The organism is Enterococcus faecium (assembly GCF_029023785.1).
Lineage (GTDB): Bacteria > Bacillota > Bacilli > Lactobacillales > Enterococcaceae > Enterococcus_B > Enterococcus_B faecium.
Genome location: NZ_CP118955.1, coordinates 80,011 through 98,400, shown reverse-complemented (window position 1 = coordinate 98,400; position 18,390 = coordinate 80,011). Strand labels below are relative to the sequence as shown.

Sequence of the window (18,390 nt, the reverse complement as noted above, 5' to 3'; positions counted from 1 at the left end):
CTATACTAGCCTAACCGTTGGCGCGCATCTGCAGAACGCTTGAATGCTTGTCCAACATAATTGATACTCAACATCAAAACTAAAATAAGGATTGATGCGGGTAACCAGATCCATTGCCGATTCACTAAGACTTCTCCGTTACTTGCATAACCGATCAATGTACCTAAACTAGGTACATTTGCCGGCAAGCCGAAACCTAAGAAAGTCAAAGTTGTCTCGATACCGATGTTTGCCGCAAAGTTCATCGTCAAATTAGTAATGATTAATGAACTTAGATTCGGCATGATTTCGCGGAACATGATTTTAAAATCATTCGTTCCCATTGTTTTTGAGGCACTGACATAATCTCTTCTTGCTTCAGATAATGTCTTGCTTCGGAATAATCGGGCTTTAGCTACCCAATAAAATGCACTCATGATGAAAATAAAGGACCAGACATTGTATCTGGAAATAATCGATACGAAGACGATAATGATCAGCATGATCGGTAGAATCATGATAAAATCAACGATCCGCATCAAGATGTTGTCAATGATCCCTCCGTAGTAGCCAGAGATGATCCCTAATCCAACCCCGATGATCGAAGTAAGGATCGTGATCGCAAATCCGATCGTAACAGAGTTTCTAGCACCTATGATCAATTGTCCTAATACATCACGTCCGCCTTCATCTGCTCCCAGAATGAACTTTTGTCCTTGTGTCGAAACTGTTCCTGGTGCAGCGTATTTGTCGAAGATACTAACATACATCACTTTGTCTTGATCGGTCAGCATCGCACCGATAAAGATCACTAATAATAAAACCACTAGCAAACCTAATGAAAAAATAGCAATTTTATCTTTTTTAAATTCTCGAGCAATCATTCGTATCCCCATAGGAGGAATACTTTCTTGAACTGCTGTATTGTTTTTTTCACTCATCGATCCATTCTCCTTTCTGATTGGTTTTATTGAATCCGAATACGCGGGTCAACGATACTCATGATGATATCTGAAAGTAATGTCCCCACTAGCGTCGCGATTCCTAAAATCAATACTAAGGATGTGATCACGGTATAGTCCCGTTGGCCGATGGAATCAATAAATAGTTTTCCGACTCCCGGATAACCAAAAATCTTTTCGATAACTACAGAACCAGCAATCAACGAAGTGATTTCATACCCCATTTGAGAAGCCATCGGCAACGCTGCATTTCGGAAAATATGTCGACTGAATACTTTATTCGTCGGTACCCCTTTGGAACGGGCTGTTCTGACAAAATCGAGCGATTTCGAATCGATTACTTCACTTCGCAGATATTGGATTGTGACGGCAGTCGCCAAAAATGCTTGGGTAATTGATGGTAACAGAATATATTTCAAACGGTCTATCCATTGAGTGATAAATCCACCTTGCAAACCTAGTGTTTGTGATCCACTTGTTGGGAACCAGCCTAAACGATAACCAAAAACAAATAGCATGATCAAGCCGAAGATAAATAAAGGAACAGCAAAACTAAAGAAGTTGTAGATTACGACAATCTTATCCAAGATTGAATTTTGATACCGGCCAGCAAGCATCCCCAGAGGCACAGCAATCAAATAAGTAAGGACAACTGTCAAGATCGATAGATATAAAGTGTTGATGATCCGTTCGCCGATCAAGTCAGCAACAGAGCGTTTGTATAAGAAACTTTGACCAAAATCGCCTTGCAAAGCATTTCCGATCCAACGGAAGTACTGGACATACCATGGGTCATTCAAGCCAGCTGCTTGTCGCATCTGTTCGATCACTGCCGGATCCTGATTTGGATTGATCAAACCGGTAAATGGATCCCCCGGCATCGCTTGGGCTAATAAGAAGATCAGAACACTTAAAATAATAACTTGCGGGATCATCAATAAAACACGTCGCAGAATCGTTTTCCACATTAGCTTGCACCTCCATCTTTCAACGCCACTTTGTGTGTAGTTGTGATCGTACGCAAATCGTAGACTCGACCAGTCGCATCATAGTATTCTTTTTGGTTTTGGATATACTCTTGTTCTACTCTTCGTCGATTTTCTTTGTGGCTTTCCCTATTTTCTACATCGATTTGCGGAATAGCTGAAAGCAGACGTTTCGTATAGATATGTCGCGGGTCATTATAAATGTCTTCTCTTGTACCGATTTCTACAAATCGACCTTTGTACATAATTGCGATATTGTCGCACATGTGTTTTACTACACCTAAATCATGTGAAATGAATAAATAGCTGAGGCCGTATTCTTGCTGGATTCGTTTCATGAAATTCAATACTTGCGCTTGAACAGATAGATCCAGAGCAGATACAGGTTCATCGGCTACGATCAGTTTTGGATTGGTAGCAACAGCACGGGCTACTCCTAGACGTTGACGTTGTCCGCCTGAAAATTCATGAGGATATTTATATAGCGCATCTTCCGGCATCCCAACGATATCTAGCAGTCCTTTTACCTTTTTCTTTTCTTCTTGATCGCTTAACCGTTCAAAATTTCGGATGGGTTCAGCAATGATATCCAACACTCGCTTTTTAGGATTCAAACTGGACATTGAATCTTGGAAGATCATCTGCACATCCTTGTTATAACCCATTTTTTTGCGGTTGCTTCGCTTCGTTACATCTTTTCCTTCATACATGATTTGTCCGGCTGTCACCTTTTCTAATCCCACAACGGCTTTTCCCGTAGTAGATTTTCCAGAGCCAGACTCTCCCACTAAACCATATGTCTTTCCTTTTTCGATAATAAAATCCACACCATCTACAGCATATACATGATCCGTTACTCGATTGAAGAATCCACTGCGAATAGGGTAATGAACTTTCAGGTCTTTGATTGTGATTAATTCTGTCATCTACACCTCTCCTTTTTCGTCTCTAAAGTGGAAATGCTTATAGCAGGAGCAACGTACCAAGTGGTTCGGTGCGACTTCATGAAGGATAGGCTCTTCTTCATGATCGCTTGCTGGTATCCATGGAATACGTGGTGCAAACCGACAACCTTTACGAGGCATGTTTTTCAGAGAAGGAACGACACCTTCGATCACATGGAGTTCTGCATCATGATTTCCTTCTTGTGGTATAGAGTTCAGTAAAGAGCGTGTATAAGGATGCTTAGGATGATCAAACAGTTCTTTTACACCTGCTACTTCAACGAACTGTCCGCCATACATCACTGCCACTCGATCAGCCATTTCTGCTACGACTCCTAAGTCATGAGTGATCAAGATGATCCCTGTTTTTGTTTCTTCCTGAAGGTCTTTCAGTAAATCAAGAATCTGTGCTTGGATGGTTACATCTAGGGCTGTCGTCGGTTCATCTGCAATGACGATTGGAGGTTTGCAGGCGATTGCGATTGCGATGATGACACGTTGTCTCATACCGCCTGATAGTTCATGGGGATATTGGCGTCCAACTCTCGCAGGATTAGGAATCCCTACTTGTTCTAGCAATTCTAGTGCACGAGCTTGACGCTGTTCTGCATTCATCTTTGTGTGATAGGAAAGTCCTTCTTTGATCTGGTCTTCGATTCTCATGAGAGGATTTAATGCAGACAACGGATCTTGGAAAATCATTCCGATATCATTTCCGCGGATTTTATTATAGAGCGTTTCGTTCAGGTCGATTAAATTCAGATCGTTATATAAAATCTCACCTGTAATTTTTGTGTTATTAGGATCAAGTAATCCCATAATCGTAGTAGCCAAGGTACTTTTCCCGCACCCAGATTCCCCAACGATTGCTAAAATCTCGTTTTTGTCTAAAGTAAATGAAACGTCATCTACTGCATCGTAATAGTCATCTTTGAGTCGGAATCCTGTATGTAGGTTCTGAACTTCTAATAATTGGTTATCGGACAATCGAATACCCCTCTCTGCTTCCTAAATGGAAGTTTTTCTTAATAAAAAAGGACATTACACAGAATAAAGCGTTTTATAACAAAGGTTATCCTTATCTTTGTGTAATGAATTATTAATAATTATATAGAAAACCGTTTTACTTTGCAACATAATTTCTGTTTATCGCCAGAATTATCAGAAAAATGACTTTTACGTGTCAAAAAGATTAAAAAAAGAAGGATAAAAAGCTACATGCAGCTTTTTATCCTTCTTTGCTTTTATTTGAAATTATTTAAGATGGCTGCTGATATAATCTACTGCGCCACCGACTGTTTCAATTTGTTCAGCGTCTTCATCTGAAATTTCCGTACCGAATTCATCTTCAAGCTCTAAAACGAATTCCATAATACTAATTGAATCAGCTTTTAAATCATCTTTGATGTTCAATTCATCCGTCACTTTATCGGTATCTATCTCAAAATGATTTGAAATAATTTTCGCTACTTTGTTAAATACTTCTTCGCGAGTCAACTTTTTCACCTCCAAGAATCATACACTTGTCAATTACCTACACCATGGCTAATTTTACTGGCATTTTTCAGGAATGTCCACCTTTTTTTCAATGGAACGGATCGCTTCAGATATCCAAATACTATTCTTCGCTTTTTTCAAATTGTTCGACTAATTGTCCAACTACATCTGTCTCAAGCATTGTGTGGATTTGGCGGATCGTATAGCGAACAGCATCGGGGCCTGTTGCTCCATGAGTTTTAATGACTGGTGCTTTCAAGCCAAACAAAACGGCACCGCCATGTTTGGAATAATCCATTTCTGCTTTCAAAGAACGTAAGCCGTCTTTTAAAAGCATAGCGCCCATTTTTCCTTTGATCCCTTCATTTAGAATAGCAGATTTTAATAGATTCATCATATTCATTGCTGTTCCTTCAATAGATTTCAAAACAGCGTTGCCTGTAAATCCATCTGTGACCACTACATCAGCCACACCATTGAGTAGCTCACGAGCTTCTACGTTTCCAATAAAATTCAAGCTTGTTTCATTCTGAAGGAGTTCATAGGCTTTTTTCGTCACTTCACTACCTTTTGTTGCTTCTGTTCCATTGTTTAAGAGTGCGACACGAGGACGTCCGATACCTCGGACTTTACGTGCATAAAAAGAACCTAAAATACCGTATTGCAACAAATGTTCTGGTTTGTTTTCTGCGTTAGCGCCAAGATCCAGCATATCGAAACCGGCACCTTCTTTCCCTACTACTGGCAAGGTAGACATCAAGCCAGGGCGTTCGATATTTTTGATACGTCCTACGATGAACAACCCTGCTGCTAGTAGCGCGCCTGTATTCCCTGCTGAAAATACAGCATCTGCTTCACCGTTTTTCACTGCTTGTGCAGCAAGGACCATTGATGCAGTCTTTTTTCGTCGAATTGCTTTTACTGGCTCATCATCACTATTGATTTTTTCGTCTGTATGAATAATCGTGATGTTTTTTTCATTTGTTAAGTATTTCTTGATTTCTGCTTCTTTTCCGTAAAGTAAGAATTCTACTTCTGGAAAATCTTGCTGCGCTAAAGCCACGCCTTCTACAATTGCTTGAGGTGCGTGATCTCCGCCCATTGCATCTACGGCAATTTTCATTGTTTCCACTCCTTTTTCCGTCATCAGTATAAAGTATAGCACAGTCTGCTAATCGAAATAACGATTATCCTGATTTTCTATTTGGAGGCTTTGCGCTAAAGGCTGATACTCAGGAAGCATCTGCCAATCCTTTATCTGCCAAAGGGCTGCAGCCTCTTCTCTGGCTACCTCCAAAACATTTCCATCCGTCACCAAGTCAGCAATCGCAAATTGAGGCAGACCAGATTGACGGAAGCCAAATACTTCACCAGGACCACGTAATTCCAGATCTTTTTCGCTTAGTACAAAACCATTGGTGGTCTCTGTCATGATTTTCATCCGTTCCACACCTAGTTCATTTTTAGGATTAGCAACTAAGATACAGTAGGAAGCATCACTTCCGCGTCCAACACGTCCACGAAGTTGATGCAGCTGTGCCAATCCAAATCGATCCGCATCCATGATCAGCATGACGGTCGCGTTCGGCACGTTTACCCCTACTTCAATTACAGTAGTCGAAACTAATATCTGCATCTGGTTGTCTTTGAAGGCTTCCATGATTACTTCTTTTTCCTGATTCTTCATTTTACCATGTAACAAGCCAACTTCATATTTTGGTGCAAATAGTTCACGAAGTTTTTCATAGATTTCCACTGCATTTTTTACATCTAATGCTTCTGATTCTTCAATCAGCGGACAGATGACATACATTTGATGTCCTCTTGCCAGTTCTTTTTTCGTCCAATCCAGTACACTGTCCAATTGAGGTGTTCTTACCCAGCGTGTTTCGATCGGGATACGTCCAGCTGGAAGTTCATCAATGATAGATACGTCCATCTCACCATATGCTGTAATAGCTAATGTTCTAGGAATCGGAGTCGCTGTCATAAATAAGACATCTGGTCGCCAGCCTTTTTCACGAAGTACTTTCCGCTGGTTCACGCCAAAACGGTGCTGCTCATCCGTAATAACTAGACCTAAATTCTGAAATTCGACTCCATCTTGGATCAATGCATGTGTGCCGATCACGACGTTAATTTCCCCTTGCCCTAGTTTTTCAAGGAGCTCACGTCGTTCTTTTGCTTTCGTTGACCCCGTAAGCAATGCGATGGTTACTTCATTGGGATCAAACAGCTGTTGCAAGCTTTCCATATGTTGTTGTGCCAAGATTTCTGTAGGCACCATCAACGCACCTTGGAAACCTGCTGTAACGGTAGCGTATAACGCAATCGCGGCAACCACTGTTTTTCCGCTACCTACATCTCCCTGCAAAAGTCGCTGCATATGCTGCGGACTGCGAAGATCCCGACAGATTTCATTCGTTACACGTTTTTGTGCATTTGTCAGTTCAAAAGGTAGCTTTTGAGTAAATTCTTTCAATTTTTGGACATCATAAAGGATCTCCAAACCATTCGTTTCTGCTTTTTCTGCTTTTTTCAATCCTTGAAGACGCATTTGAAATAAAAAGAACTCTTCAAAAACGACACGTCGTTTGGCTTGATGGTTTTCTTCGTGGTCTTTTGGAAAATGCATACTTCTTACAGCAGAAGCTCGGTCAAGCAGTCGATATTTCTCCACAAGGTTGTTTGGCAGATTTTCTTCAATCAATGTGCCGTATTCTTGAAACCCTTTTTTGATTAGATCAACTAATGTCGTTTGACGAATTGATTTGTTGACGTGATATATCGGGGAAAAGTCATCCATTGTTTGAGAACCTAAAATCTTCATCCCGTTCAAGGCTTTACGCTTTGCATCCCATTTACCGTATACGGCGATTTCCTCCGATAAAATGACTTTTTCTTTTAGATAAGGTTGATTAAAAAAAGAAACGTTGAACACATCATGTTCTTGCATCATACGAAATTGCAATCGGCTTTTTTTATAACCAAATCGATTCATCACAGGAGGCGAGACTACGATTCCTTTCAAAGTAACCTTTTCTTGATCTTGGATCTCGTTTAGATTTCTTTCCTGAATATCTTCGTAGCGGAAAGGATAATAAGTCAGTAAGTCTTCAATCGTTTGGATGCCCAAGCTGGCAAGACTAGCTGCTCTTTTTTCTCCGACTCCTGCCAGCATAGTGATTGGATCATCTAAAGAACGCATAAATTTTTCCTCCCTCCTTTAACAAAAAAAGGACTTGGTCAGCGATCATACCTGATCACTAACCGAAGGCCTTTTATGAATGAATACTGTGTTAGAAAGATATTCTGACACAGAAATTATTCAGCAGAAAATAGATAAGGATAGACAGGCTGATCTCCTTGGTGGATCTCGATTTCCAAATCAGGATGTTTTTCTGTTAGTTTCTCAGCAAATTCATTTGCTTGTTCAACTGTTCCTTCATCACCTGCCAAGATCGTTACGATCTCTGTGTCCTCATTGATCATTTGTTCTAGTGTACTTAACGCTGTTGCTGTGATATCTGGGTTAGAGATCAGGATTTTTCCATCGATCATGCCCAAAAAGTCTCCTTCTTTGATCTCTACACCGTCAATTGAGGTATCTCTGATCGCGTGAGTGACTTGACCGCTCACAACGCTAGACAACATTTCTGTCATCGTTTCTTTGTTTTCTTCTAAAGAAGCTTGATCATTGAATGAAAGCATAGCTGTCAATCCTTGGGAAATCGTTCTTGAAGGAACAACTGCTACTGGGATATCTGCTACTTCTGCTGCTTGATCAGCTGCCATGAAGATGTTCTTATTGTTTGGCAAGACAATCACTTTATCTGCGTTTACTTCTTGAATCGCTTTAACAATGTCTTCCGTACTTGGATTCATTGTTTGCCCACCACTGATAACATAATTAGCGCCTAAACTTTCAAACAGCTCTTGGACGCCTTTACCAGCAGCGATCGCTACGATACCATACGGGATACGTGGTATTTCTTTTTTCGCAAACTCGTTCACTTCTTCATCGTGTTCCAAAATCGTCTCATGCTGCAAGCGCATGTTGTCGACTTTGATTTTGACTAATGAACCGAATTTTTGTCCATAATTCAAGACTTCTCCTGGGTTTTCTGTATGCACGTGGACTTTGATGATCTCGTCATCATTGACCACAAGTAAAGAATCTCCTATACCATCTAAATAGTTACGGAATTCTTCGTAATCGAATGTACTATCGACTGTAGGTCCTTCTCCGATTTTTACCATGATTTCTGTACAGTAACCAAAATGGATATCTTCTGTCGCCATTTGACCTTGGACACTGCGATGATGTTCTGCATTGACCATATCATCCATTTCTGCTGGAGAAGGTTCATATGTTTCATCCGCTTGGAATTCTCCATTCAATGCACTTAAAAAGCCCTCATAAACAAACAGCAGTCCTTGCCCTCCACTGTCTACGACACCGACTTCTTTTAGGACTGGAAGCAAGTCTGGAGTTTTAGCTAAAGCACGCTTTGCCCCTTTTACAACAGCTGTCATTACTTCAACGACATCATCAGTACTTTTTGCTTTCTTTTCTCCAGCTTTCGCTGCTTCTCTAGCTACTGTCAAAATCGTTCCTTCTACTGGTTTCATTACTGCTTTATACGCAGTTTCAACTCCATGAGTGAAGGCTGCAGCAAGATCAGAAGCATCTAATGAGACAACATCTGGAATTTGCTTAGAAAATCCACGAAACAATTGAGACAAAATAACGCCGGAATTTCCGCGCGCACCCATCAGCAATCCTTTTGAAAGCATTGCTGATAATTCTCCTACTTTTTCTGAGGTTGAATCTACTACTGCCTTAGCTCCACTAGTCATAGATAGATTCATATTTGTTCCCGTATCGCCATCTGGCACAGGGAATACATTTAATGAATTGACGTATTCTGCATTTACTTGCAGACGATTCGCACCTGCCTGGACCATTTCCTGGAACTGGCTTGCACTTATTTCTGTTACACTCACCTAGATAATCCTCCTTCAGATCGACTGCTGAGTTACCAGCCAGTCTCCTGCCTAGTCTGGCAGTACACGAACACCTTGTACAAAGACATTAACTGAATTGGCAGTTACGCCTAATAATGCCTCTAGATTGTATTTCACTTTTTCTTGGACGTTGCGGGAAACTTCAGAGATTTTCGTACCATAGCTGATAATCGTATAAACATCTACAGCAATACCATTATCTTCTTGGCGGACAACTACTCCTCTTGAGTAATTTTCTTTACGCAAAATCTCAGTAATATTATCTTTAATTTGATTTTTGCTGGCCATTCCTACAACACCGAACACATCTGTCGCGGCGCCACCAACAACTGTTGCAATTACATCATTGGTAATTTCAATGGTTCCAGCTGACGTTTGAATTTTTACAGCCATGAATGAGCCTCCTTAACGGGTAAAAAACTCCCATTTTTCTTCTATCATATTTTATCATAGCGTAACTTGAAATAAAAGGCAGTTACCCAAAGTACTCAAAAACCTTGCAAAATTTCAGGTATAACCTTGTTTAATTTACAATTATTCTTCTCAATTGTCAATTGTATCTATGAAAATGTACTTGCAAATTCCCATTCTATATGATATGTTAGTCTGGTATGAGCTGAATTATTCTATTGCTCCAAATCAAGGCAAAGGAGGAAATTACCATGGCAAAAGTTTGTTACTTTACAGGTCGCAAGACAAAAAGTGGAAACAACCGTTCACACGCTATGAACTCAACAAAACGTACTGTTAAACCTAACTTACAAAAAGTTCGCGTTATGGTCGACGGAAAACCTAAAAAAGTTTGGGTGTCAACTCGTGCTTTGAAATCAGGAAAAGTTGAACGCGTTTAATTGAATGATACTTGGACCGTTCAGATAGTGAACGGTTTTTTATTTAATAAAAATTTTTAAGGGTGGGACTTTTGATTCCTACCCTTTTTTTGCGTTTATTTTTGTTATACGAACAAATTATGAAGTTATTTATTCTAAATTTTATTTTTTTGTGAAAACTAGACTCTTTTTAAGCAGAGAAAAACAAGGATATGATAAACTGAATACAACTTCATAGAAATTTGGTGGAAAATAAATATGAAAAAAAATTTAAAGTCATTCTTTAGAGAAAACGGACGCTACGCAGCAGCTAGTTTCCTGATTCCGTTTTTGATTTTAGCACTTGTTTATCTAAGTATCGGAATCTATCCTGGAAGCAGCAGAAGTATTTTGGCAAGTGATGCCTTTTCACAGTTTTCTAATTTTCATGCCAGCTTCCGAAATGTTCTTCTTGGAAAGCAAAGTATTTTTTATACATGGAATGCTTCTCTAGGATTGAATTATTTATCTTTAATTTCTTACTATCTAGGCGGGATCTTCACGCCACTGGTGTTCTTTTTTCCAAACCAGATGATGCCAGATGCACTGTACGTTCTGACTTTGCTTAAGGTCGGCTGTGCCGGATTGGCTTTTTGGTTTCTTGCACGTACGTTCAAGATTCCTCGCTGGGGGCATGTTGCACTTAGCGTCAGTTACGCATTGATCTCATTTATCACTGCACATTCGGAGATCATCATGTGGCTGGATGCATTTGTTTATCTTCCATTAGTGATTTTGGGGATTCATCGTGTTATGGATCTTAAACGGCCGAAACTTTTATTTATCAGTTATTTACTCTTGTTTTTATCCAGTTTTTATATGGGTTTTATGATTGGCGTCTTTTCTTTCTTATATTTTATCGCCCGTCTATTGACAAACTGGTCAGAATATAAAAAAACGATTGTTCCTTATGGTATCACTTCTTTACTGGCAGGCGGCGCTTCAATGATCATTGTATTGCCAGCAGTGCTGGATCTTCGGTCAAATGGCGAGGCACTGAGTCAGATCACTACGTTGAAAACAGAAGCGACTTCTTATCTGGATCTAATCATGAAAAATATGATTGGTGTTTATGACACGACAAAATACGGATCGATTCCGTTCGTTTACGCAGGTCTGCTCCCGTTAGTCCTCTGTCTGTTTTATTTTGCCAGTCGGAAAGTACCGTTGAAAAATAAATTTTTGTACGGCAGTCTTTTCGCCATACTTATCGCAAGTTTTTATCTTGTTCCATTGAATTTGTTCTGGCATGGTATGCATGCACCGAATATGTTTTTATTCCGTTATGCCTATCTGTTCTCTTTCTTAGTGCTCCTGCTTGCAGGAAAAGGATGGGAAAAGATAGAACAAGACGATCGTGGGCTGTTGTTAGGAATCATTTTGGTCGTAGCTGCTCTCTTTGCGGTGGCATGGGGCATCAAACCTGAAGGAAGCTACACCTATGTGACGATGACTTCCTTTGTATTGACAGTGGTTTTCTTAGGGATTTATGCTTTTGCTGTGGGATTTTATCAGCATAAAAAACTTTCATTCAATCATCTGAGTATATTGTTATTATTGATCATGTCTGCTGAAGCACTGGTCAATACAAACAGTATGATCCATGGCATTCTTGATGATTGGAATTATGCTTCCCGCAGTTTATATACTGATCCTTATCCTGACTTGAAAGCTCTTGTAAATGAAACAAAAAAAGATTCCGACTCGTTTTACCGCTTGGAAAATCTGGATCCAGTATCTGCAAACGATTCGATCAACTACGGTTACAGTGGTATCAGTTTGTTTTCTTCTATAAGAAATCGTAATTCTTCCTCTTACCTGGATAAATTAGGTTTCCGTTCAAGAGGGACAAATTTGAATATCCGTTATAACAATAATACTTTGCTGATGGATGGGTTTACAGGAATCAAATATAACATTTCTAAAAACGAAAGCACGTTCAGTAAATATGGCTTCCGCCAAGCTGGTCAAAGCGGCGACTATACACTGTATCAGAATGTCAATGCATTGCCACTAGCATTTACTGCACCGTTGTCCGTTAATGATGTTGAGCAGCCAGTGACAGATAATTTGACCAGTCAGACAAACTTGATCAATACATTGTCTGGTTTAAATGAACAGTATTTTACATTCTATACACCTACTTTGAAGAATCAGTTGAATACGACGATCACAAAGACAACGACTGGCGTCACTTACTCAGAAACAGCAGATAACCAGCCAAAAGAGCTCACTTGGGAAGTCCATGTGCCTGCAAATACACAAGCTTACTTAAGTTTGTTCCCAACCAATTTTGCACAATTAGAAAGTTCTAGTGCGACGATCACTGTCAATGGTACATCGCGAAAAACGCAAATCAACATTTCTGGTCAATACTATGATCTTGGCTATTATCCTCAAGAGACAACAGTGACATTTACTGCAAGTTTTTATGGAACGAAAGAAGTAAGTTTCATGGAGCCTAAAGTCGTTGGTCTAGATGTTGTAGCCTATCAAGCCGCAATGAATCAGATCAAAGAAAAAGGTGTCGAAATGGAAGCCACTGGCAGAAAAGCTTCTGGGACTGTAAATACCGCTGAAGATTCCATGTTGGTGACAACTATTCCTTATGACAAAGGATGGAAAGCTAAAATTGATGGGAAACCAGTCAAGGTCAGCAATTTCAAAGACGCATTCTTGATGATAAAAGTTCCAGCAGGTAAACATACTGTCACTTTCAGTTACTTGCCTGAAGGATTTACGATAGGTGCAATCCTTTTTGTCCTATGTATTGCATTGTTTATTCTTTATGTCTGGTACCTTGACCGCAATCGCCCCTTTTATGGCACGATTGATCCAGCAATAGAAGAAAAACCGCGAAATACACACAGAAGAAGACGAAGAAAATAAAGAAACGATGGAATCTGTGTCACTCTTCTATTTAAATGGCAAAAATTTCAATCTTTAAATGACAAAAACCACCTGATTTTTGGTGGTTTTTTATATACCTATGACTAAACTATCTCTTGCTGCTTCGACAACTTCTACAGTGATCTTATCCATTTGATTGATTCTTAAAATCCGATCAATCTGCGCAAATAAACGATGAATAAGCCTAAAATTTCCTTTTGTGATCTTAATGATAGTTGTGATAGCCTCATAATCAGAAAAATCTTCTAGCTTGATATCAATTCCTAAATCTGCCCATTTGTATTCCAAAATATGATGTGTTTCGTCCTTACTAAGGTTATCAAATTCATGTGCAAATCCTATGCGAGAGTAAAGCTGCGGATAACGAGACAATCTTTTTTCAATACCAGGCATACCGATAAGAACCATTGCCAGATCATTTCTATCGTAAATATCTCTTAGCTGTTCTAAATGCTGAAGCTTTAAACGATCAATTTCATCGACAATAATTAAGTCAATTGCTTCATAGGTTTTAGGCACAGGAGGATCTTCTTGATTGTATTTTAGTACCATATGCATTGCTTTAGTCAGACCTATTCTACTAGTTATTGTGTTAATATCCGAACTGACACGAGACATCTTTTCAGCTGGTACAGTATAAAAAACTTTATTTACACTTAATATTTCATCTGTTGCATTTATCAAGAACAAGAAAAAGTCTGAATATTCAAAAAATAACGGTGTACATTTTTAAAAGGAGATGTATAATCGAGATTGAGAAAGCGTTTTCCTCAAAATTTAATGAATTAGGAAGTGATTACTATGAAAAAATTATTTAGCGCACTTTTTATTCTGTTATTTGGTTTTATTGGTATTGGGACTTCTGGAAATATAGTTAAAGCTAGCACGATGGTTGAACAAACAAGTGAAATGGCAAAAACTTTTAGTCAATTAACACCAGAAGAACAAAGTTACTTCAAATCCAAAGGATTTAGTGATAAAGATACTTTTTACACTCAAAAGATAGAGCCTCAAGATCCGAAAACACGTTTTTCTGCAAATGTATTGCGGTTAACCGCATCTACTAAAAAAATTACTAATACGCAGGGGCGGACAGAATATATTATAACAAGTCCCAATTCGGCGATGTATCGTATTTCTACACGCTTGAGTTTAGGTAGTGCAAAATCATATACTCAAACAGTAAATCTAGCTAATTCTTATGGTTATGGTGGAGGAATGTATTTTACATTTACTTGGAAAAGACAATATTACAGTGTAAAATTAGCTATGCAAGTTTATAATACATTTGGTGTAGGGTCAGTCTCTTGCACTGCGGGAGGATTGACAATAGGAAAATGATAATTTCTTACTATGTCTTAAATAGAAGTGATGATGAAGGACTCTTCGTTTTTCAATCATTACATGAGGATACGATGCTAAAAGAGTTTTATAATCGGATTAAGAATAAACAGATAGAAACAAATTTATATTTTTTAAGTGACTCTATCTTGCCTTTTATTAGCAACCCTAAAATTCTTAACTTGTTGCAGACAAAAGATTTGAAAAGTTTACCGATTATTGTCATTGATGAGGAAATTGTAAAATATGGCGCTTATCTAAGCGTAGAAGAATTAGAAAAATTAACTAACATTGGAATGAGTATTCAGGAGGATAATGGGGTAAATGGGACATAGAATGAATATGCACAGTTGAGAACGGAATTTGACATTTATTTAGTCCAACAGGGTATACCCTGTTGGACTTTTTGTGCGTTCATGATATACTTGGATGTCATTTTTATATTTAAATGGCACAAATATTTCTAATTATTTGTCATTTAACGCTGAAAATTTTTGCTATTTATCTAAAAAAGTGACAGGATACTCATTTGGCCTTCATAGAATTTTCTAAATATGAATCATCAATGAATTTAATTAAAAAAATAAGTAGGGCAAAATATAAATGTTTTTGCCTTACTTGTTTCCATCAGTTTAGTTTTAAATTGATAAGTTATATAAATTGATAAGTTATATAGTTATGGTTGAATGTGTGTCTCGCATATTAGTATTTTTACCATCTGCTAGTTTTATTATTAATCTATAACAATAGATAATTTATAATTCGCATATTCATTAAGCTGTTCCAAAAAGCTGTTCATTGATTTTTTTGAAGTAAATCTACATTCCAAAAGATAACAGCCCCCTCCACTAATCTTATAATTTCTAATCAAGAATTTTTCATGATTTTTAATAAATGATAAATAGGGTTTATGATTTAAATTTTGCGTAATTATAATTAAAAAAGCGTGAATCGAAAACCCTAGCTTTTCCATATTTAATTTTACTGTATAATTTTCAATAACTCCACTTTCCTCTAGTTTTGTCACTCTCGCCGAGACAGCGGGTCCAGTCAAATGTACTTTTTCTCCAAGTTCTTTCATTGTGATTCGACTATTTTTTGATAGTTCCTCAATGATATTTATATCTGTTTGGTCTAACATGGTAAACAACCTTTCATAAATTAAGTAAAAATAGTAAAAGACTTTTTTTGTTCGGTTTATTTATTGTATGGAATTGAATTATACTAAAAATATTTCATATCAACAAAAAGGAGACAACGTTTATGAATATACATCACATTCGTAATGCAACAGCTATCTTAGACTATGGAGGTAAAAAATTTTTAATTGATCCAATGTTAGCGGAAAAAGGAACACTTCCACCATTTATTTCGAAAGGTCCTTTTCCATCACCAAGAAAAGATCAAATGAATCCTCTAGTTGATTTGCCAATGCCAGTCGAAGATATTATCAACGGTATTGATGCTGTTATTGTAACACATTTACATCTAGATCATTGGGACGATATAGCGAAAGAGGTCCTACCTAAAGAAATAAAATTATTTGTGCAAGATGAAAATGATGCGAATGAAATTCGACTATATGGTTTTAAAAATGTGGAGGTACTACGAGAAGACACAGTTTTTGAATCTATACAATTGGTTAAAACAAAAGGCAAACATGGCAGAGGAGAAATCTTGAATTATGTAGGTAATGTTTGCGGTATTGTTTTCAAACATTCGACTGAGAAGACACTATACTTTACAGGAGATACAGTTTGGTATGAAGCTGTTAAACAAACTATTGATCAGTATAAGCCAGAAATCATAGTAGCAAATGCTGGAGATAATCATTTTTTAGTTGGAGAATCTCTTATTATGGGGAAAGACGATTTATATGAATTGCATAAAGCAATACCAGATTCCACAATTATTGCCGTTCATATGGAAGCTGTAAACCATTGGGGACTGTCAAGAGAAGAATTAAAGTCTTTCAATAAAGAAAAAGGAATTTCCGAAAAAGTTTTAGTGCCTGAAGATGGAGACAACATCTTTATTTAAAAAAATAAAAGATTATTAATAAAGGGATAGATGCTACTGTATCAATCCTAAAGAGTAAAATAAAGTACTTAGTTTAAGTACTTTAAGAATGTAGACAAAAGGATCAGTTTCCTCTTTACTAAGAGTGTAGACTGGTGCTTTTGCTATTTTTGTATAATAAAAGATATGAAGACATATGTTCCAACTGCCAAGTGGACAACTTTTTCAGATTCATTGCAGCAAAAACAATCAGCGTATACACCTGATTGTTTTCCAAGTCTCGATACTTGATGTAGCGCATTCCATGCTTTTCCTTTGCGACTGCAAAAACGCGTTCAATCGTTTTCTTTTTTTTATATTCTTCGCGGTTGTATGCCGTATGGCGTAAATATTCTGCTTCATCTTAAGTAGTTATCACTTTTTTAGATAAATAGCAAAAATTTTCAGCGCTAAATGACAAATAATTAGAAAAATTTGTGCCATTTAAATATAATAATGACAAACCTGTTCCGACTGTCCTCATTAAGGGCAATCAAAACAACGTTCCATCGTTTTTTGGTTACAAAAAAAGTAGCATGGAAAAAAGAAGGTTCACTTATCCATGCTTCGTTCACAAGTCGCGATATTCATCAAAGATGAGAAGCTGTTTTTTGAAATTGCTCTTTGTGACTCAGAGTTAAATGACAGGCTCACGACCTCTTTCTTAAACGGTGTTCAATCAGCTGACCTTCGGTATTAGCTCAACAAACGGCAAAATATGAGGAGCTATTTTCCCGTTTGTTTCTCTAATACTCAGGTCAAAACGCTGATTTCACGACCTCTTCCTTAAACGGTGTTCAAAAGCTTGCATCTGCGGCAATAAGCCCAGCCAAACGAAAAATATGAGAAGCTATTTTTGTTTGGCTGTTCTTATTACTTGATGCAGGACAGCTTTTTCACAACCTCTGATTCACGGTGTTCCAGAAGTAGCTCCTTCGAAAATAAGCCGAAATTTTGCAAAATTTTGAGAAGTAATTTTCGTAAATTCCTTCTTATTTCTTGAAGCTGACCACTTCTATCATAACCTCTTATTCATATTTCACTTCATACAAATAAAGTCCTTCAGGGTGTGCTGTAGGTCCTGCTGCATTACGATCTTTTTTCGCAATAATCGCTGGGATACTATCTTCAGGCAATCGGCCATTTCCAATTTTCAAAAGCGTTCCTACTAAGATCCGTATCATCTTATACAAGAAGCCATTTCCCCTAAATGTAAACAACAATTCGTCTTTTGTTTCATTTACCTCCATCTTAGCCTCGTAGATCGTACGTACTTTATCCTCTATCGAGCTTCCTGATGCACAAAAAGAGGTGAAATCGTGAGTCCCTAATAAATCAGGAAGTGCCCGCTGAATTTTTTCCAAATCAAGAGGGTAAGGAAAATAACTTGCATAATGGCGTCGAAAAGGACTGCGTGGTTTCCCTATATCCACTCGAAATTGATACGTCTTTTCTGTGACCAAATATCTTGCGTGGAAGTCTTCTGAAACAACTTCTACTTGTCTTACAGCAATATCCTCTGGTGACTGGGTATCTAGCGCGAAACGCATTCGTTCTAACGGACGCTCCTCTGGATAATCAAAATGGATTACTTGCCCGATCGCATGTACTCCGGCATCTGTCCTTCCCGAACCAAAGACCGTGATTTCTTTTCCATTTGCCATTTTTTGTAATGTTTTTTCTACTTCTTCTTGAACAGTACGCCCATTTGGCTGTTTTTGGAATCCATTAAAATTTGTTCCGTCGTACGCAATGATTGCTTTGTAACGTACCATGTTTTTCTCTCCTTTGTTCCTAAAAGGTTATCTGGAATAAT

17 protein-coding genes and 1 pseudogene are annotated in these 18,390 nt (G+C 38.0%); 5 read left to right on the top strand and 13 right to left on the bottom strand.

What is annotated here, in order from left to right:
- Positions 1–5: 5 nt before the first annotated feature.
- The 9 genes from PYW34_RS00530 to PYW34_RS00490 all read right to left on the bottom strand — a co-directional run bounded on the left by PYW34_RS00530 (position 6) and on the right by PYW34_RS00490 (position 9,789).
- Entirely contained in the window at positions 6–920 is a 915-nt protein-coding gene (locus PYW34_RS00530; protein ID WP_002287893.1) for an ABC transporter permease, read from the bottom strand.
- A gap of 26 nt (positions 921–946) precedes the next feature.
- Positions 947–1,909: an oligopeptide ABC transporter permease gene (gene opp4B / locus PYW34_RS00525; RefSeq protein WP_002287892.1), complete on the bottom strand. Its 963-nt coding sequence runs from the start codon at positions 1,907–1,909 to the stop codon at positions 947–949.
- Positions 1,909–2,853: an ABC transporter ATP-binding protein gene (locus PYW34_RS00520; protein ID WP_002287891.1), complete on the bottom strand. Its 945-nt coding sequence runs from the start codon at positions 2,851–2,853 to the stop codon at positions 1,909–1,911. The genes opp4B and PYW34_RS00520 overlap by 1 nt, the downstream gene beginning before the upstream one ends.
- On the bottom strand, positions 2,854–3,858 hold the full coding sequence (locus PYW34_RS00515; protein WP_002287889.1) for an ABC transporter ATP-binding protein: 1,005 nt from the start codon (positions 3,856–3,858) through the stop codon (positions 2,854–2,856).
- A gap of 267 nt (positions 3,859–4,125) precedes the next feature.
- Positions 4,126–4,368, bottom strand: coding sequence for an acyl carrier protein (gene acpP / locus PYW34_RS00510; protein WP_002294295.1), 243 nt, complete (start codon positions 4,366–4,368; stop codon positions 4,126–4,128).
- A 121-nt stretch (positions 4,369–4,489) separates the two neighbouring features.
- Positions 4,490–5,491 carry a phosphate acyltransferase PlsX gene (plsX, locus tag PYW34_RS00505; protein ID WP_002289721.1) on the bottom strand — a complete coding sequence of 334 codons (1,002 nt, stop codon included), beginning with the start codon at positions 5,489–5,491 and terminating at the stop codon, positions 4,490–4,492.
- 48 nt (positions 5,492–5,539) lie between these two features.
- Positions 5,540–7,576, bottom strand: a complete 2,037-nt coding sequence (recG, locus tag PYW34_RS00500; protein WP_002294296.1) for an ATP-dependent DNA helicase RecG — start codon at positions 7,574–7,576, stop codon at positions 5,540–5,542.
- Between the two features lie 116 nt (positions 7,577–7,692).
- Positions 7,693–9,375 carry a DAK2 domain-containing protein gene (locus tag PYW34_RS00495; protein ID WP_002294297.1) on the bottom strand — a complete coding sequence of 561 codons (1,683 nt, stop codon included), beginning with the start codon at positions 9,373–9,375 and terminating at the stop codon, positions 7,693–7,695.
- Positions 9,376–9,426: 51 nt separating this feature from the next.
- A complete protein-coding gene (locus tag PYW34_RS00490) occupies positions 9,427–9,789 on the bottom strand; it encodes an Asp23/Gls24 family envelope stress response protein (protein ID WP_002294298.1) in 363 nt (120 codons plus the stop codon).
- Between the two features lie 269 nt (positions 9,790–10,058).
- Between PYW34_RS00490 and rpmB the strand changes: the two genes are divergently transcribed.
- Together rpmB and PYW34_RS00480 are read left to right on the top strand one after the other, a co-directional pair.
- Complete coding sequence (rpmB, locus tag PYW34_RS00485) at positions 10,059–10,247, top strand: 50S ribosomal protein L28 (protein ID WP_002290463.1); 189 nt, start codon at positions 10,059–10,061, stop codon at positions 10,245–10,247.
- A gap of 237 nt (positions 10,248–10,484) precedes the next feature.
- Positions 10,485–13,154, top strand: coding sequence for a YfhO family protein (locus PYW34_RS00480; RefSeq protein WP_002294300.1), 2,670 nt, complete (start codon positions 10,485–10,487; stop codon positions 13,152–13,154).
- Between the two features lie 90 nt (positions 13,155–13,244).
- Here the strand turns inward: PYW34_RS00480 and PYW34_RS00475 are convergent, their stop codons facing one another.
- A complete protein-coding gene (locus PYW34_RS00475; RefSeq protein ID WP_002317547.1) occupies positions 13,245–13,865 on the bottom strand; it encodes an AAA family ATPase in 621 nt (206 codons plus the stop codon).
- A 111-nt stretch (positions 13,866–13,976) separates the two neighbouring features.
- On the opposite strand from PYW34_RS00475, the gene PYW34_RS00470 reads away from it, so the two are divergent.
- Together PYW34_RS00470 and PYW34_RS00465 are read left to right on the top strand one after the other, a co-directional pair.
- On the top strand, positions 13,977–14,516 hold the full coding sequence (locus PYW34_RS00470; RefSeq protein ID WP_002329993.1) for a hypothetical protein: 540 nt from the start codon (positions 13,977–13,979) through the stop codon (positions 14,514–14,516).
- The gene (locus PYW34_RS00465; RefSeq protein ID WP_002325173.1) at positions 14,513–14,851 is read left to right on the top strand and encodes an arsenic metallochaperone ArsD family protein; all 339 of its coding nucleotides are present in this window, start codon (positions 14,513–14,515) and stop codon (positions 14,849–14,851) included. Before PYW34_RS00470 ends, PYW34_RS00465 begins: the two co-directional genes overlap by 4 nt.
- 398 nt (positions 14,852–15,249) lie before the next feature.
- On the opposite strand, the gene PYW34_RS00460 is transcribed toward PYW34_RS00465, so the two are convergent.
- The gene (locus tag PYW34_RS00460; RefSeq protein WP_002294304.1) at positions 15,250–15,657 is read right to left on the bottom strand and encodes an Lrp/AsnC family transcriptional regulator; all 408 of its coding nucleotides are present in this window, start codon (positions 15,655–15,657) and stop codon (positions 15,250–15,252) included.
- A gap of 122 nt (positions 15,658–15,779) precedes the next feature.
- On the opposite strand from PYW34_RS00460, the gene PYW34_RS00455 reads away from it, so the two are divergent.
- Complete coding sequence (locus tag PYW34_RS00455) at positions 15,780–16,556, top strand: MBL fold metallo-hydrolase (protein WP_002294305.1); 777 nt, start codon at positions 15,780–15,782, stop codon at positions 16,554–16,556.
- Positions 16,557–16,743: 187 nt separating this feature from the next.
- On the opposite strand, the pseudogene PYW34_RS00450 reads toward PYW34_RS00455, so the two are convergent.
- Positions 16,744–16,938 (bottom strand): annotated as a pseudogene (locus PYW34_RS00450) (transposase); the annotation flags it as partial.
- Between the two features lie 664 nt (positions 16,939–17,602).
- A complete protein-coding gene (truA, locus tag PYW34_RS00445) occupies positions 17,603–18,349 on the bottom strand; it encodes a tRNA pseudouridine(38-40) synthase TruA (RefSeq protein ID WP_002294311.1) in 747 nt (248 codons plus the stop codon).
- Positions 18,350–18,390: the final 41 nt, after the last annotated feature.

What these genes read in the sequence shown, in the direction of transcription:
- PYW34_RS00530 (WP_002287893.1), bottom strand. Translation starts at nt 920, where the DNA reads ATGAGTGAAAAAAACAATACAGCAGTTCAAGAAAGTATTCCTCCTATG.
- opp4B (WP_002287892.1), bottom strand. Translation starts at nt 1,909, where the DNA reads ATGTGGAAAACGATTCTGCGACGTGTTTTATTGATGATCCCGCAAGTT.
- PYW34_RS00520 (WP_002287891.1), bottom strand. Translation starts at nt 2,853, where the DNA reads ATGACAGAATTAATCACAATCAAAGACCTGAAAGTTCATTACCCTATT.
- plsX (WP_002289721.1), bottom strand. Translation starts at nt 5,491, where the DNA reads ATGAAAATTGCCGTAGATGCAATGGGCGGAGATCACGCACCTCAAGCA.
- recG (WP_002294296.1), bottom strand. Translation starts at nt 7,576, where the DNA reads ATGCGTTCTTTAGATGATCCAATCACTATGCTGGCAGGAGTCGGAGAA.
- PYW34_RS00490 (WP_002294298.1), bottom strand. Translation starts at nt 9,789, where the DNA reads ATGGCTGTAAAAATTCAAACGTCAGCTGGAACCATTGAAATTACCAAT.
- rpmB (WP_002290463.1), top strand. Translation starts at nt 10,059, where the DNA reads ATGGCAAAAGTTTGTTACTTTACAGGTCGCAAGACAAAAAGTGGAAAC.
- PYW34_RS00480 (WP_002294300.1), top strand. Translation starts at nt 10,485, where the DNA reads ATGAAAAAAAATTTAAAGTCATTCTTTAGAGAAAACGGACGCTACGCA.
- PYW34_RS00470 (WP_002329993.1), top strand. Translation starts at nt 13,977, where the DNA reads ATGAAAAAATTATTTAGCGCACTTTTTATTCTGTTATTTGGTTTTATT.
- PYW34_RS00465 (WP_002325173.1), top strand. Translation starts at nt 14,513, where the DNA reads ATGATAATTTCTTACTATGTCTTAAATAGAAGTGATGATGAAGGACTC.
- PYW34_RS00460 (WP_002294304.1), bottom strand. Translation starts at nt 15,657, where the DNA reads ATGTTAGACCAAACAGATATAAATATCATTGAGGAACTATCAAAAAAT.
- PYW34_RS00455 (WP_002294305.1), top strand. Translation starts at nt 15,780, where the DNA reads ATGAATATACATCACATTCGTAATGCAACAGCTATCTTAGACTATGGA.
- truA (WP_002294311.1), bottom strand. Translation starts at nt 18,349, where the DNA reads ATGGTACGTTACAAAGCAATCATTGCGTACGACGGAACAAATTTTAAT.